General features: G+C 47.8%; 11 protein-coding genes and 1 pseudogene. 9 read left to right on the top strand and 3 right to left on the bottom strand.

Annotated features, from left to right (window positions below; translation table 11 throughout):
* Positions 1-22: 22 nt before the first annotated feature.
* The 8 genes from C8R34_RS11295 to C8R34_RS11260 all read left to right on the top strand — a co-directional run bounded on the left by C8R34_RS11295 (position 23) and on the right by C8R34_RS11260 (position 12,241).
* Positions 23-1,615, top strand: coding sequence for an efflux RND transporter periplasmic adaptor subunit (locus tag C8R34_RS11295; RefSeq protein ID WP_090318432.1), 1,593 nt, complete (start codon positions 23-25; stop codon positions 1,613-1,615).
* 1 nt (position 1,616) lies between these two features.
* Positions 1,617-4,763 carry an efflux RND transporter permease subunit gene (locus C8R34_RS11290; RefSeq protein ID WP_090318429.1) on the top strand — a complete coding sequence of 1,049 codons (3,147 nt, stop codon included), beginning with the start codon at positions 1,617-1,619 and terminating at the stop codon, positions 4,761-4,763.
* Entirely contained in the window at positions 4,760-5,419 is a 660-nt protein-coding gene (locus C8R34_RS11285; protein WP_090318426.1) for a class I SAM-dependent methyltransferase, read from the top strand. The genes C8R34_RS11290 and C8R34_RS11285 overlap by 4 nt, the downstream gene beginning before the upstream one ends.
* Positions 5,416-8,118: a cation-translocating P-type ATPase gene (locus C8R34_RS11280; protein ID WP_090318423.1), complete on the top strand. Its 2,703-nt coding sequence runs from the start codon at positions 5,416-5,418 to the stop codon at positions 8,116-8,118. Before C8R34_RS11285 ends, C8R34_RS11280 begins: the two co-directional genes overlap by 4 nt.
* A gap of 61 nt (positions 8,119-8,179) precedes the next feature.
* Positions 8,180-8,935 carry an HD-GYP domain-containing protein gene (locus tag C8R34_RS11275; protein ID WP_090318661.1) on the top strand — a complete coding sequence of 252 codons (756 nt, stop codon included), beginning with the start codon at positions 8,180-8,182 and terminating at the stop codon, positions 8,933-8,935.
* Between the two features lie 181 nt (positions 8,936-9,116).
* Positions 9,117-9,470, top strand: coding sequence for a hypothetical protein (locus C8R34_RS11270; RefSeq protein ID WP_090318419.1), 354 nt, complete (start codon positions 9,117-9,119; stop codon positions 9,468-9,470).
* A 66-nt stretch (positions 9,471-9,536) separates the two neighbouring features.
* The gene (locus C8R34_RS11265; protein WP_090318416.1) at positions 9,537-11,744 is read left to right on the top strand and encodes a copper-translocating P-type ATPase; all 2,208 of its coding nucleotides are present in this window, start codon (positions 9,537-9,539) and stop codon (positions 11,742-11,744) included.
* Between the two features lie 140 nt (positions 11,745-11,884).
* Positions 11,885-12,241 (top strand): hypothetical protein, encoded by a 357-nt coding sequence (locus C8R34_RS11260; RefSeq protein WP_090318413.1) that lies wholly within the window; start codon positions 11,885-11,887, stop codon positions 12,239-12,241.
* A 49-nt stretch (positions 12,242-12,290) separates the two neighbouring features.
* Here the strand turns inward: C8R34_RS11260 and C8R34_RS11255 are convergent, their stop codons facing one another.
* From C8R34_RS11255 to C8R34_RS11245, 3 genes are all read right to left on the bottom strand, one after another.
* Positions 12,291-12,443 (bottom strand): hypothetical protein, encoded by a 153-nt coding sequence (locus C8R34_RS11255; RefSeq protein ID WP_181415498.1) that lies wholly within the window; start codon positions 12,441-12,443, stop codon positions 12,291-12,293.
* Between the two features lie 160 nt (positions 12,444-12,603).
* Complete coding sequence (locus C8R34_RS17080; protein WP_090318410.1) at positions 12,604-12,831, bottom strand: GDCCVxC domain-containing (seleno)protein; 228 nt, start codon at positions 12,829-12,831, stop codon at positions 12,604-12,606.
* A gap of 100 nt (positions 12,832-12,931) precedes the next feature.
* On the bottom strand, positions 12,932-13,858 hold the full coding sequence (locus C8R34_RS11245) for a cation diffusion facilitator family transporter (protein WP_090318408.1): 927 nt from the start codon (positions 13,856-13,858) through the stop codon (positions 12,932-12,934).
* A gap of 197 nt (positions 13,859-14,055) precedes the next feature.
* On the opposite strand from C8R34_RS11245, the pseudogene C8R34_RS11240 reads away from it, so the two are divergent.
* Positions 14,056-14,291, top strand: a pseudogene (locus tag C8R34_RS11240) (arsenic resistance protein); the annotation flags it as partial.

Below are 14,291 nucleotides of genomic sequence, written 5' to 3'. Positions count from 1 at the left end.
GTTACCGATTATGGAGATTCCTATGAAATCCGTCGTTAAACTAATTATGGTTGGAGTTGCGATTACAACTGCTTTGTTTGCAAGTTATTGGTGGGGTACTACGCAATCACAATCATCTTCTGGTACTGCGATATTTGAAACAGCCAGTACTGAGAAAAAGATTTTATATTATCGCAATCCAATGGGTTTGCCAGATACTTCCCCGGTACCCAAAAAAGATCCAATGGGAATGGATTATTTGCCGGTTTATGAGGGAGAAGAATCTCCTTCGGATCAAACTATCATAAAAATAAGTACCGAAAAGATTCAAATGCTAGGGGTGCTTACTGAAACCGCAACATTACGTGAACTGACTCGCACTATCAGGGCCGTAGCAACGATACAGGCAGATGAAAGAAAATTATACACATTAGTGACCAAATTTGAGGGTTGGATTCAGCGGCTCTATGTAAACACTACGGGTCAGGCAGTGAAAAAAGGCGATGCGTTAATGGATGTATACAGTCCTGATTTGATTACAGCACAACAAGAATACTTGATCGCGCTAAGGGGGTTGCAATCCACCGCTGATAGCGATTCCGATGTGCGGGCCTCTATGCAGCGATTGGTTGCCAGCGCATTGCAGAAACTGCGCAATTGGGATATTGCGGAAACCGAGTTACAACGCCTGCAGCAAACCGGCGAGGTGCGGCAGTATATGACACTACGCTCTAAAGCTGACGGTGTGGTACTGGAAAAGAAGGCTGTCATGGGGCAGCGCTTTATGCCTGGAGAGGTGCTTTATCAGATTGCGGATTTATCCAGCGTGTGGATGCTAGCTGACGTATTTGAACAGGATCTTGGAATGGTGCATCAAGGTCAGGTGGCCACAATCAGAGTGGAAGCTTATCCAAACAAAGTATTCAACGGTGAAATCGCTTTCATCTATCCCACGGTAACTCCGGAGACGCGTACTGCCATCGTACGTGTTGTACTTCCCAATCCCGATGGCCTGTTGAAGCCTGCCATGTACGCACGTGTGGAATTTGCTTCATCCCACAGTAAAGACAAAGTACTGGCAATACCCAATTCAGCCGTACTGGATACTGGCACCCGCCGGGTGGTATTGGTGGATCTCGGCGCAGGCCGATTTGAACCGCGTACAGTAAAGCTGGGCATGCATGCCGACGGTTATGCTGAGGTGCTGGGGGGAATTAATGCTGGAGAAACCGTTGTGGTTAAAGCTAATTTCCTGATTGATGCAGAAAGTAATCTCAAGGCGGTTCTGAGTGGTTTTGGTCATGGAGGCCACCAGCTACCGGACGAGAAAAAAGAAACTGAGACTGGCTCGTTTGTTAAGGCATCGCCGTCAAAAACTCATCGTGGCGAAGGAACCATCAATGCCATGGATTTTGCGCATGCAACTGTCACACTTGCGCATGGCCCAATTGCTAGTCTTCAATGGCCTGCAATGATAATGGATTTTCGCGTTTCTGATCCAGCGCTACTTCGTTCATTAAAGCCCGGGCAAAAGGTTGCATTCGAAATCGCCGAGGAATCAGCCGGTGAATATATCATCGTGCACATTCAGCCAGCAGATCTCAGCCTTGGCACCACCACTCACGGAGGACACTAAGATGGTTGGCAATATAATCGAATGGTCGGTGCGGAATGTCTTCCTGGTACTACTTGGAACCTTCTTTGTGGTAGCTTGGGGCGTGTATGCAGTATTGAAGACGCCTATCGACGCAATACCAGATTTATCGGATGCACAGGTCATCATTTACACGGAATATCCCGGACAGGCACCGCAGGTGGTCGAAGACCAGGTGACTTATCCGCTGACCACAGCTATGTTAAGTGTACCAAAATCAAAAGTTGTCAGAGGAGTATCAAATTTCGGTGTATCGTTTGTGTACGTCATCTTTGAAGATGGAACTGACATCTACTGGGCACGTTCGCGAGTACTGGAATATCTGAGCTTCGCGGCAAGCCGGTTGCCTGAAAATGTCAGGCCCTCGCTCGGCCCGGATGCAACGGGAGTCGGTTGGGTTTACCAATACGTGCTAGTTGCCAAGAACCGCGCACTCGACGAATTACGCGCGATTCAGGACTGGTTTTTGCGTTATCAGTTGACTGCAACACATGGCGTGTCGGAAGTAGCGAGTGTAGGCGGATTTGTAAAAAACTACCAAGTTACCGTAGATCCACGACGCCTTCAAGCCTACGGGATATCACTCAAAACAATCTCCGATGTTATCGCCTCCAGCAACCGCGATGTCGGGGGACGTGTGATCGAGCTGACGGAAACTGAGTATATGGTTCGCGGTAAGGGCTATCTGCGCGGAATTAGTGATCTTGAGAATCTGGTTGTGAAGGCGCACGAGGGTATGCCGGTATTGCTGCGCCATGTTGCCCGGGTGGAATTAGTACCTGATGAGCGCCGTGGCATTACCGAACTCAACGGGGAAGGAGAAGTTGTTTCGGGTATCGCAGTAGCGCGGCATGGTGAAAACGCTCTCAATGTGACCCATAATCTCGAAAAAAAGATCGACGAAATCGCATCTGGTTTACCGGAAGGCGTTTCGATTCAGCCTGTCTACAATCGCTCAGAGTTGATTCACCGCGCTATTGCGACGCTAAACGAAGTATTTGTCGAACAGGTCATAATCGTGGCGCTGGTATGTGTGGTTTTTCTCATGCATGTGCGCAGTGCGCTGGTGGCGATCATTATGCTTCCGATTGGCGTGCTGATCGCTTTCATTGCAATGTTTCACCTTGGTATCAATTCCAACATCATGAGCCTGGCCGGTATCGCGCTGGCGATCGCAGAAATGACCGATGCTGCCATCGTCATGGTAGAAAATGCGCACAAACATCTTGCGCGCCTTGCTCCCGATGAATCGCGCACAGAGGCTGTCATTGCAGCCTGTAAGGAAGTCGGTCCACCGCTGTTCTTCAGCCTGTTGATTATCACAGTATCGTTTCTGCCGGTGTTTGTGCTTGAAGCACAAGAAGGACGCATGTTTCACCCACTCGCCTATACCAAAACGTTTGCCATGGCAGGTGCTGCGCTGCTTTCGATCACTTTGGTACCGGCTCTGATTCTGCTTCTGCTCCGTGGCCGCATTCCGCGCGAGCAAGACAATCCGCTGGGCCGGATCATGATCCAGCTCTATCGGCCTGTAATGGCTAAGGTGTTACAGTGGAAAAAAGTCATTGTCCTGGCAGCAGTCGTGATAGTTGGGGTTACTGTCTATCCAACGCTCAGGCTTGGAACAGAATTTATGCCAACATTGAATGAAGGCACGCTGCTTTACATGCCAGTGACACTTCCGGGTATTTCCGTAACCAAGGCTGGAGAAATCCTGCAAACACAGAATAAAATCATTAAAAGCTTTCCCGAGGTGGCATCGGTATTGGGCAAAGCCGGACGTGCTAATACTGCTACTGATCCAGCGCCGCTGGAAATGACTGAAACCATCATTAATTTGAAACCGGAAAGCGAATGGCGTCCAGGTATGAGTGTCGACAAGCTGATCGCCGAGCTGGATCAAGCATTGCAAATGCCAGGAGTCAGTAATGCCTGGACGATGCCGATTAAAAATAGGAACGATATGCTTGCCACCGGCATACGCACACCCGTCGGCATCAAAGTGTTCGGCAAGGATTTGGGTGAAATTGAAAAACTTGCCAAGCAGATTGAGGCAGCTGTAAAAACAGTGCCAGGAACCAGTAGCGCCTATGCGGAACGCACGACCGGTGGCTACTATCTTGATGTTGAGCCGGATCGTCTTGAACTTGCCCGATATGGATTGGCTGTCGGCGATTTATTGTCTGTGATTTCAGCAGCGCTTGGCGGCGAGATGGTGACGACCACGGTTGAAGGCCGGGAACGCTTTGGTGTTACCGTACGGTATCCACGCGAGCTACGTAGCGATCCGCAGGCAATCGCTACTCAGGTACTGGTTCCAACCATGGGAGCGACGATGATTCCGCTTGGCCAGCTTGCACGAATCAGCCTTGTCAAAGGCCCGCCAAGCATTCGTACGGAGAATGCACTACTGTCTGCGTATATTTTTGTTGACATTCGTGATCGTGACATCGGTAGCTACGTTGCAGCCGGACAGAAAGCAGTGCGCGAACAGGTGCAATTTCCTCCCGGATACTATGCTACCTGGAGCGGGCAATTCGAATACATGGAGCGGGCCACCGAAAAACTGAAAGTAGTAGTTCCAATCACTCTCCTGATGGTATTCCTGCTTGTATATCTGAATTTCAATCGTCTCACAGAGACATTGATAGTAATGCTATCGGTACCTTTTTCCTTAGTCGGAGGTATCTGGTTGATGTATTGGCTCGACTACAACATGAGCATCGCAGCAGCGATTGGTTTCATCGGCCTCGTTGGTATTGCGGCTGAATCGGGAATGGTCATGCTCGAGTTCCTCGATCAAGCGCTCAAAGATGTGACTGCAAAACGCGAAGCTGCTGGCAGCAAAGTCACCGTCGAGGATCTTTATGAGGCGGTAGTGCAAGGGGCGGTATATCGAATACGACCCGTGATGATGACCATTGCTGGGAGTGTTGTGGGACTGCTCCCGGTTATGTTTAGCAGTGGCACAGGTTCCGAAGTGATCCGGCGCATTTCCGCTCCGATGGTGGGCGGTATGGTTTCCGCTACAATACTAACATTGATCGTATTTCCCGCAGTCTATGCGCTTGTCAAGGAAATCTCAATTCGACATTCACTTAAAACGGAAAAGATGAGGGATTTATCATGAAGAAACATCCTCATTATATCCCGGCTTTTCATTTCCACTGGCTGACACGCTGGTACGATCCGATAATGCGGTGCTTATTTCCTGAGGCGGCGTTAAAGACTGCATTGATCGCGCAAGCCCGTATCCAGCCTAGTCAAGAGGTGCTGGATGTAGGTTGCGGTACGGGCACACTTACTCTGATGATCAAACAAATTCAACCGGATGCCGCAGTCTATGGATTTGATATGGATCCTCAGATATTGGACATCGCACGAAGGAAGGCCGAGCAAGCAGGAGAGATCATTATCCTGCAACAAGGTACAGCGACAAGTCTGCCCTATCCAGATGAAAGCTTTGATCACGTTTTCGCTAGCCTGATGTTGCATCATTTGACGCGGCAAGATAAACAGCAAGCGCTCAGAGAAGCATTTCGCGTGTTGAAGCCCGGTGGAGAGTTGCATATTGCGGACTTCGGCAAACCGCACGATTTGGTCATGTGGCTAATCTCTCTGGTAATGCGGTGGGCTGAAGAGGTTCACGATAACATTCTGGGTTTATTGCCGGTTTTTATAGCGGATGCCGGATTCCATCCAGTGGAGGAGACTACCCGTTATCGCACAGTGGTCGGTGGCATCGCTTTATATCGTGCCTGCAAACCAATGAGAAATGAGCTATGAATGCATGGCATAGCCAATCAATAGCCGAACTCGAACACCTCATTATAACCGATGTGGAGCGGGGACTTACCGATGAAGAAGTGGCCGCTCGTCTCGCACGGAATGGGCCTAATAAACTACGAAAGGGTAAGCGATTTTCAGCCTTAGCAATTTTTGTAAGTCAGTTTAAAAGCCTGGTTATCTGGGTATTGATTGGCGCAGCGGCTGTTTCAACAGCGCTGGGTGAAAACATTGATGGCATTGCCATTATTGCCATCGTAATATTGAATGCGCTGATTGGTTTCATTCAAGAATTTCGTGCCGAAAAGGCTGCTGCCGCTTTGGCTGATATGGTATCGCCTCATTGTCGCGTAGTGCGCAATAGTCGTAGCGTGGTGGTTGCTGCAATCGAAATCGTACCGGGCGATATTCTTTTGCTAGAAGGAGGGGATCTGGTTGCTGCGGATGCCCGCTTGATTCAAGCCTCTGTTCTACGCATCAACGAAGCACCGCTTACTGGTGAATCGCAAGCTGTAAATAAATTTACTGATAATTTGCCTCCGGAAACAGCTTTGGCCGAGCGAAAAAATATGGTTTTTCTCGGTACCAGTGTGACAGGCGGTTCCGGTCGCGCATTGGTCATTAACACCGGCATGGAAACGGAACTCGGCCATATCGCTAAACTGCTGGAGACTGCCGAAAGTGGAGAAACTCCGTTGCAAGTCCAGCTCGACCGGGTAGGACGCATGTTATTGCTGGCCTGTTTCTGCATTGTTACACTGATTTTCGGGCTAGGATTATTGCGGGGGATAGCGCCATTTGAGCTCTTCTTAAGCACGGTGAGTCTTGCCGTTGCTGCTATCCCCGAGGGATTGCCGGCAGTAGTGACTATCGCGCTTGCCTTGGGTGTACAACGCATGGTGCGGCGGAATGCATTGGTGCGACGCCTGGCCTCGATTGAAACATTAGGCCGCGCTCAAGTCATTTGCACGGACAAGACGGGCACCCTGACGATGGGTGAAATGACGGCCTGCAAACTGGTCACGGCAGATAACTTGTATCGCATTACTGGCGAAGGTTATTCAACCGAGGGAACATTCTTTGTCGGAAATTCAGAAATACCGGTAGAGGAGACCCCATCACTTCTCGCGCTGCTCCGTGCGTCGGCTGCTTGCAACGATGCCGAGTTAGCTTTAATTGATGGTCGATCCATGATAGTGGGCGATCCTACTGAAGGAGCGCTGCTGGTTGCTGCCGCCAAAGGCAATATTACCCGGAAAATGATTGAGGCTGAGCTGCCACGACTGGCCATTATTCCTTTTGATTCCGTGCGCAAACGTATGACTGTCATCCGTCGGCAGGAGAATCATTCCTGGGCATTCGCCAAAGGTGCACCGGAAATGATTCTCGACCGCTGCACAAGAATCCGTACCGACCAGGGAATAAGGGATCTGACAGAAAGTGACCGTGTCCGGCTTCTCCATGCTAATACGTTGCTGGCAAACGATGCGCTACGTGTGCTTGCCGTCGCCGAACGCGCCTTGGATGGCCTCAGTTTCGAAGAAGGCAAAGTGACAGATGATGCCGAAATCGAGAAGGAACTTACTTTTCTGGGGCTAATAGGCTTACAGGATCCGCCACGCGCCGAGGCAAAAGAGGCTGTGGCTAAATGCAAACGGGCTGGCATCAAAACTGTGATGATTACAGGTGATCATCCTGATACGGCACGTGCGATAGGGCGTGAGCTGGGTATTCTGGGTAAGAATGACGAAATTCTCGCAGGTATCGAGCTCGACCGATTGAACGATGAGGTGCTGAAGGAGCGTGTATCAAGGGTTTCCGTTTATGCGCGTGTCACCGCCGAGCACAAGCTTCGCATCGTCCGCGCGTGGAAGGCGCAAAGTGCGGTAGTGGCGATGACCGGAGATGGGGTGAACGATGCTCCCGCAATCAAGGAAGCATCCATTGGTATCGCGATGGGCCTTACTGGCACCGAGGTGACCAAGGAGGCGGCGGATATCATTATTACCGATGACAACTTTGCTTCTATTGTCGCTGCCGTGGAAGAAGGACGGGGCATTTATGACAACATTGCTAAAACTTTGGCTTATCTGCTAGGTAGCAGTACCGGCGAATTAATCGTGATGCTGGTCGCAGTTCTACTTGGCTGGCCGCTCCCTCTATTGCCCTTGCATCTTCTGTGGATCAACTTGGTAACTGATGGCTTTGCAGCCTTGGCGTTATCGACCGATCCGGTTGACTCCGATGTATTGGACCGCCCGCCTCGACATCCACAGACGGCATTAATCAACCGTGATTTAATCAAGTTAACGCTATTTACCGGCTTACTGACCGCCAGCGTCACGCTCGGTGTGTTTGCCTATGAACTCTACATAGCGGGTAGTAGTCTTGAACAAGCCCGCGATGCCGCGTTTACTACTTTAGTAATTGCCGGACTGCTGCGCGCTTTTGGGGCCCGAAGCGAGCAGCGTGCCATTTGGGAAATAAGCATGTTTTCCAATATAAGATTATTTCTGGTTGTGGCAGTATGCTTTGGCTTGCAGTTGGCGATACACCATGTCCCAATGTTTCAAACCTTATTCGGGGTAGAGCCCATTACGCTGGGTCAGTGCGTAGGGTGGTTCGCGGTAGGATTCATGCCATTGATTGTTCTGGAGCTGAGAAAATTCATCCGCTATCGTCTTATAAAGAAGATTTGAAAAATAATAATGACATTGATCTCTGTGTACTCATGAAACACACATGCTAGACGAGGATCAAATGAACAAAACAGGCAGGCACTCAGAAGCGTATTGCCAACATTGTGGAAAACTTCTTGAAAGGCAACCGTATATTTCTGTGGGTGCTACATACTGTTCTGAACATTGTTTCCTCAAAACCATAGATGTCTGCGCCAGTCAGGAAGATATGTTCAACCTCTTAGCAGAAACTTTGGTGAATGCGCTGGATCTGAGAGAGCACGAAACGGGTTTGCACTCCAAGCGCGTCGCCTGCCATACGATGGTGCTCGCACATCGCTTTACCTCTGATCCGAATGTATTGCAGCAAATATACTGGGGAACATTACTGCATGATATTGGCAAGATTGGTATCTCTGATACCATTTTACTGAAAGCTGGCTCTTTAACAGAATCTGAATGGATCGAAATGCGGACACATCCAGAAAAAGGCTACCATCTCATTTCGCAAATACCTGCCATGACAGATGCTGCAAATATCATTCTCTGTCATGAGGAACGCTATGATGGTTCAGGTTACCCAAAAGGACTTAGTGGCGATCGTATTCCATTAGGTGCACGTCTATTCATGGTAATAGATGCCTTGGATTCGATAACCTCTAATCGGCCTTATCGTAAGGGTCATTCTTTTGAGTTCGCCAAAGCAGAGATTCTACGTATGAAAGGGAGTCAGTTTGACCCGGAAGCCGTAGATGCTTTCAGCGCCGAAGAAGAAGTGCTGCGAAAAATGATTATTGCTAAATGCCATAATCATGCATCGTTAGTGTCAAGCAAATGAACTGTTATGTAGGAGTTGATCTTGGCACCAACAGCGAGTTCACTCACTAACCGCTAAGGACGGAATATTCTTTCAGTTATCACAGCATTGGGGATACTCGGTGGCTGCTTTGTGCCGAGGATTACGAATTAAATTATAGAATTTAGGTATATTTCTTTGACTCAACTACCAGGAGATACTTATGAAAGCACATATATTTTTTGCAGCCTTGGTGATTCTGGCTTCATTGATTTCCTGTGCACAAATGAATCCTCACCCAATGGAGATGACCAGCGCGGTTCGGAATGCCAAAACCAGTGTTGACCATGAAGCATTGGCCAAACATTATGAAGATGCAGCTCACGAAATGCAGTTAAAGGTGGAAGAGCACAAAAAACTGCTTGAAGAATATGAGAACCACCCTTATTACTATCCCAAGCGCGTCCAAGACCTCCAAGCGCATTGTAGGAGTCTGATAAAAAGTTATGAGGAAGCTGTAGAAATAAATATGAGCATGGCAAAAATTCACCACCAAATAGCGGATGAAGTGAAGTAATGTCCACAACTTAAGAACGACAGGCTCGTAAACTTCAGATTAGGTATGATTTATGGGAGGGTCAAAATGAATTCAGATTTAAACGATTCACATCCGTCACATACTGATGATCATCGGCAAATAAACTCCAAACCTCCAGATGCGCCGCTAGCAGCGGATGAAGATAAATGGACATGTCCAATGCACCCGGAAATCTTGCGGAATGCACCGGGAGACTGCCCGATCTGCGGTATGGCTCTGATACCTATTACAAATACGAATATGGGCGAATCGGATAATTCCGAGCTTCGCGATCTCACGCGACGGTTGTGGATTGGCATTGCTTTGTCGCTTCCACTGATTGCTCTCACAATGATGCCCATGATTGGTCTAAATGAACCATTCGGCCTTCAACCTCGTTTACGTGGTTGGATCGAATTCCTGCTGGGTACGCCAGTAGTGCTGTGGGTTGGTTGGCCTATCTTGCGTAAGTTCTGGCTCTCACTCGTACACCGTGCGCTTAATATGTATACGCTAATCGGACTCGGAGTCGGATGTGCCTATTTCTTCAGTCTGGCCGCAGTACTTATGCCTGATTGGTTTCCACAGGAGTTTCACGCGCACGACGGTGCGGTGGGCACTTATTTTGAGGCAGCAGCAGTTATCGTAACACTTGTGATACTTGGCGATTACCTTCAGTCGCGTGCGATGGGTCAAACAAGCCGGGCAATTCAACAATTGTTGAGGCTTGCACCCAACCAAGCTTGGCGCATGCGCGATGACGGCACGGAGGAACAAGTACCGCTTGATGTAATTGTTGTAGGTGACAGGCTACGCGTAAAACCTGGAGAAAAAATTCCTGTCGATGGTACAGTACTTGAGGGGATGAGCAGAGTTGACGAATCAATGATTACCGGTGAGCCTATGTCGGTAGCTAAAGCACCGGGCGATAAGATCACTGGTGCAACCCTGAATAGTAATGGCTCATTGATTATCCGCGCTGAACACGTCGGCGCAGACACGTTGCTGGCACGTATCGTCCATATGGTCGGAGAAGCCCAACGCACGCGCGCGCCTATCCAGCGGCTTGCGGATATTATCGCCGCTTACTTTGTTCAGATCGTTATCGCCATCGCAATAATCACTGCACTAGCATGGTGGTTTCTAGGCCCCGAGCCAAAATTCACTTATGCATTTCTTAATGCCATTGCTGTTCTCATCATCGCCTGTCCTTGTGCGGTCGGTCTTGCCACACCTATTTCAATCACCGTCGCGATGGGACAAGGCGCTCGGATGGGTATCCTGTTTCGCAATGCCGAGGCGATCGAACGCATGCGGGATATTGATACCTTAGTGATAGACAAAACTGGCACGCTGACACTCGGGCGTCCGGTACTAACAAATTTTATCGTCAAGGGTATTGCGGATGATGAGGCGCTCGCGCTGATCGCAAGTGTGGAACAACTTTCGGAGCACCCGATTGGTCTTGCAATTGTAGAGAATGCAAAAGCACGTGGCTTGACTCTGCGTCCAGCAAAATCTTTCGACGCAATCAATGGCCTTGGCGTACAAGCAGATATTGATGGCGAGCGCGTGCTCGTTGGCAATCACAACTTTCTCGCGCAACATGGCGTGGATACTCAATCTTGGCATCATCAAGCAGAAGCTTTACGCACTGAAGCCAAAACAGTAGTGTTCTTCGCCGTGGATGGCATTCCCGTTGGAATCGCAGCAGTTGCTGATCCCATTAAGGAAAACACGCCCGAAGCTATCGCAACGCTCAAACATTTGGGCATTAGAATTGTGATGCTGACCGGAGATTCACAGCACACAGCCAATGCAATAGCTCGGCATCTAGGGATTGATGAAGTGCTGGCCGAAGTGCTTCCCGAAGACAAGACTGGGCATGTAAAGCGTTTGCAAGCCGAAGGCCGCAAGGTTGCAATGGCGGGTGATGGCATCAATGATGCGCCTGCGCTAGCGCAAGCCGATGTCGGTATAGCGATGGGTACAGGCACTGATGTTGCAATGGAAAGCGCAAGTATTACGCTCGTAAAAGGGGATTTGCGCGGTATTGAGCGCGCTATCCTGCTGTCGCACGCCACCATGCGTAACATTCACCAAAACCTTGCTTTTGCATTCGGCTATAACGCCTTTGGAATTCCGCTTGCTGCCGGTGTGTTGTACCCGGCTTTTGGCTTTTTACTTTCACCCATGTTTGCCGGTGCTGCCATGGCAATGAGTTCGGTATCGGTTGTTACTAACGCGTTGAGGCTTAATCGTACAAGACTATGATTACTAGGAAATTTTTGGATATTAATTTTTATTTTTCATTTACTTGTGCTACTAAATTTCATGCTGTACTGTAAGGTATGATGATATATACTACTTTTGATAGGGTGTTAATTGATCCTAATTAGTAAGGATATATAACTGTGAGAATTTCAATTTTTTCGTTAGTTGTTTTTGGCTTGTTAGGATTTCTGACTTCCTGCGCAGATCTGGGGCCTTATCAGATGGATATGACTCAAATAATCGAGTCTGCCAAAACTTCTCGGGATCATAATTGGATTGCTGAACATTATGAAGATACTGCAAAAGATATGCAGTCAAAAGTAGAAGAACATAAGAAAATGCTGGCGCAATATAAAGCCCAAAGACAGTATTATGGTCAGCGCGATTTAGATATGGAATCAATGTGTCGGGCTTTGATTCATACTTATGAGCAAGCTACAATAGAAAATATGAATTTAGCTGATTCCCATCGTAAGATGGCCGAAGCAATTAAATAATTCTTTTGCTTTACCTCCATAAATTGTGTGCCGCCATTCGGCGTGAAAGCTATGCGCCCGAAAGAATTTCTTCCACACTGAAGATAATACCTGCACCACTAATAGCCAAACCCAGCGCAAAGGCTATCGTCAATTTCAGGAATGAACGTTTTCGTGAATCATGTTGTGGGTATTCGTTCTTATTGTCGCATACGTAGCACATAAAAGCTCCAGTATTCAGAATCCTTCATATCGGAGCAAAAGGTAATTTTTTAATTACAGTTAATGTTCTCCCAAGCCATAATGGCCTGATCCACTCATCTTTCTGGCTTTGTGTGATCGTCTCTATCCACAAACTTATTTAAAGAGTCAAGCTTGGTGATTCAAGAATCTGTACAGCAAGAAGAATTGCTATCGGACAGTTGAATCGGTGGACATGGGACATTGCCATAAGAACAGTAAACACAGCAATGTCCCGCTTTAGGCTTCAATAAATGGTGACAAGATTCACATTCATAAAAGAATTGACAAACATTGGTCGGCATCATCTCCAATTTTTGAGTTCCACAGTTCGAGCAAGTAATAGTCGATTGCAACTGTATCGTATTCATTTATGTATATTTGTCACGTAATTATTAAGTTTACAAAACCTGTGGAGCTCTCGAATGATTATTTGTTGTGATGATAAAACAAAAGTTACTCATTTCTACTTTAAACCACTTCTGCTGGTGCTTGCTTACAGGGATGAGATGTATTTCCACGCTCAAATTGGACAGTGGTATGCTGTATTCCAAACAGCTCACGCAATTCATTATTAATTTGAACCAATAGCAAATCATCAATGACTGCATCCGGCTTGATTAAATGCACGGTTAGCGCAATTTCCGTCGTGCTCATTGCCCAGATATGTAGGTCGTGAACTGCTTCAATTCCTGGAAGACCAGCGAGGTAAGCCTCAACTTTGGCCGGATGAATATTTGCTGGCACAGCATCAAGAGCAAGGTTTAGCGATTCACGGAGCAAACTCCAAGTGCCAATACCAATAATTACGGCGACAATAAGACTCACGACTGAGTCCAACCACAACCAGTCCGTGAATTTTATGGCAATAGCTGCCAAGAGGACGCCAAGAGAAATAGCTGCGTCAGCCATCATATGCAAATACGCACCGCGAATATTCATGTCTTGTTTTTGGCCGGACATGAACAGCCATGCCGTGAACCCATTAATGACTATGCCAACTGACGCCACCCAAATGACTGTATCACTTGCCACTGCCTCGGGATGGCCAAATCTGAGAATGGCTTCCCAGGCGATAGCGCCGACAGCAACAAGCAAAACTAGCGCATTAATCAATGCAGCCAAAATCGAGGTGCGGCGCAAACCGTAAGTGTGCCGCTGTGTTGGTAACTTGCGTACTAAGATGCTTGCGCCCCACGCGAATAATAAACTCAACACATCGCTGAGGTTATGGCCTGCATCTGCCAACAGCGCGAGAGAATTTGAAAATAAACCAAAAATAACTTCAACCACAACGAAACCTACATTTAGCGCAATTCCAATTGCGAATGCGCGATCAAAGTTTTTGGGAGCGTGGCTATGATCATGATCATGATCGTGGGAGTGGTTATGTGCCATATATAGGTTTTCTTTCCGACATGTGAATTTCTAAAAATAGCGGATTAACTAAAATTATATGGAACTGATCGGAGATTCGTAGACTGAATTACAATGGTTATGTCAACATGATCAGAATCATTGAAATAAAACGCTGTGCCAAATTATGGCACAAATTTTTCGCTGACCCATGACGGTTTGTATTTTAAGGAAATACTATGCGCAGAGAACAACTGGAAGAAAATCAGATAGGGCTATACGCTGTGGCCTTGGCCGTCGGGACGGGGCTTGGGTTATGGAATCCTAGCTTTGGCGCAAGCCTGGAGTATTTGATTTCCCCCATGCTTGCATTATTGCTTTATAGCATGTTTGCGCAAATCCCTTTTCTTCAACTGCGCGAGGCGTTCGCGAATAAGCGGTTTACAGCTGCGCTATTGATGATCAATTTCATCAT

The organism is Nitrosomonas sp. Nm84 (assembly GCF_003201565.1).
GTDB lineage: Bacteria > Pseudomonadota > Gammaproteobacteria > Burkholderiales > Nitrosomonadaceae > Nitrosomonas.
The sequence above is the reverse complement of the archived record's forward strand: the minus strand, read 5'-3'. Positions and strand labels throughout refer to the sequence as shown.

What these genes read in the sequence shown, in the direction of transcription:
- C8R34_RS11285 (WP_090318426.1), top strand. Translation starts at nt 4,760, where the DNA reads ATGAAGAAACATCCTCATTATATCCCGGCTTTTCATTTCCACTGGCTG.
- C8R34_RS11245 (WP_090318408.1), bottom strand. Translation starts at nt 13,858, where the DNA reads ATGGCACATAACCACTCCCACGATCATGATCATGATCATAGCCACGCT.
- C8R34_RS11295 (WP_090318432.1), top strand. Translation starts at nt 23, where the DNA reads ATGAAATCCGTCGTTAAACTAATTATGGTTGGAGTTGCGATTACAACT.
- C8R34_RS11265 (WP_090318416.1), top strand. Translation starts at nt 9,537, where the DNA reads ATGAATTCAGATTTAAACGATTCACATCCGTCACATACTGATGATCAT.
- C8R34_RS17080 (WP_090318410.1), bottom strand. Translation starts at nt 12,831, where the DNA reads ATGAATACGATACAGTTGCAATCGACTATTACTTGCTCGAACTGTGGA.
- C8R34_RS11255 (WP_181415498.1), bottom strand. Translation starts at nt 12,443, where the DNA reads ATGTGCTACGTATGCGACAATAAGAACGAATACCCACAACATGATTCA.
- C8R34_RS11290 (WP_090318429.1), top strand. Translation starts at nt 1,617, where the DNA reads ATGGTTGGCAATATAATCGAATGGTCGGTGCGGAATGTCTTCCTGGTA.
- C8R34_RS11275 (WP_090318661.1), top strand. Translation starts at nt 8,180, where the DNA reads ATGAACAAAACAGGCAGGCACTCAGAAGCGTATTGCCAACATTGTGGA.
- C8R34_RS11270 (WP_090318419.1), top strand. Translation starts at nt 9,117, where the DNA reads ATGAAAGCACATATATTTTTTGCAGCCTTGGTGATTCTGGCTTCATTG.
- C8R34_RS11280 (WP_090318423.1), top strand. Translation starts at nt 5,416, where the DNA reads ATGAATGCATGGCATAGCCAATCAATAGCCGAACTCGAACACCTCATT.